Source organism: Thermanaeromonas sp. C210, from assembly GCF_013167955.1.
Taxonomy (GTDB): domain Bacteria; phylum Bacillota; class DSM-521; order Neomoorellales; family Neomoorellaceae; genus UBA12545.
The window spans coordinates 1-674 of record NZ_BLWF01000016.1 but is presented as its reverse complement, the minus strand read 5'-3'; the positions used below and the strand labels follow the sequence as shown (position 1 = coordinate 674).

Below are 674 nucleotides of genomic sequence, written 5' to 3'. Positions count from 1 at the left end.
AAACTTTGCCCCCTATTTGCCGGATGAATAATTAGGTTTGCTTTAGCCCCTACCTTAGGTGATTAGGTAGGGGTTTCTTTTATGCTTACTGCCGTAACCCGCAAGGTGGGTTGTATTTGACGCTTACCTTACGGTTGCAGAAGACAAAGAGGCAGGAAGAGAAGGGGTCCAGCTCGAAGCCTTCCTTGACCAGCACCGCCAGGCCGTCGATGGACTTGCGCAAGTCTGTGGCGCCGCAGGCGAGGTAAACCCGGTCGATACCCACTTCGTTTAGCATAACGCCATCAGCACCTGTACTACCTGGGTGAGTAAGGTTGGGTCAAAGCCGGGTCTTACCTCGATGCTGGCCGGTCCTATTTTGACCAATAGAGCCTGTTCTCGGGAACCTTCCTCGCTTATTTCTACTGGCAGCCACCGGTTGGAATTCTCCGGAGGAGCTGGGGTCTGGTTCTTAAACTTCCGCAGCCAGTACCATAACTGCCTGGGGCTAATACCCTCATGGGAGGCGCACCATTCTTTAACGCTTTGCCCGCTTTCCCTGTATTCAGCTATGCGAGCTTCCCATAGTTTTTGTAATTCGGCTCTGGTCATAAGGGGAAATCCTCCTCAGTTCGTTTTCTGAGGAAGATTATCCCTTAAACTCGAGCACTGTGCCAAGGTGGGTTGTATTTGAC

General features: G+C 51.6%; 2 protein-coding genes. Both read right to left on the bottom strand.

Going from position 1 to position 674, the window contains the following annotated elements; genetic code table 11:
• Positions 1 to 85 precede the first annotated feature (85 nt).
• Positions 86 to 277: an IS66 family insertion sequence element accessory protein TnpB gene (tnpB, locus tag TAMC210_RS13195; protein WP_173299280.1), complete on the bottom strand. Its 192-nt coding sequence runs from the start codon at positions 275 to 277 to the stop codon at positions 86 to 88.
• Positions 271 to 591, bottom strand: coding sequence for an IS66 family insertion sequence element accessory protein TnpA (gene tnpA / locus TAMC210_RS13190; protein ID WP_173299279.1), 321 nt, complete (start codon positions 589 to 591; stop codon positions 271 to 273). Before tnpA ends, tnpB begins: the two co-directional genes overlap by 7 nt.
• Positions 592 to 674: the final 83 nt, after the last annotated feature.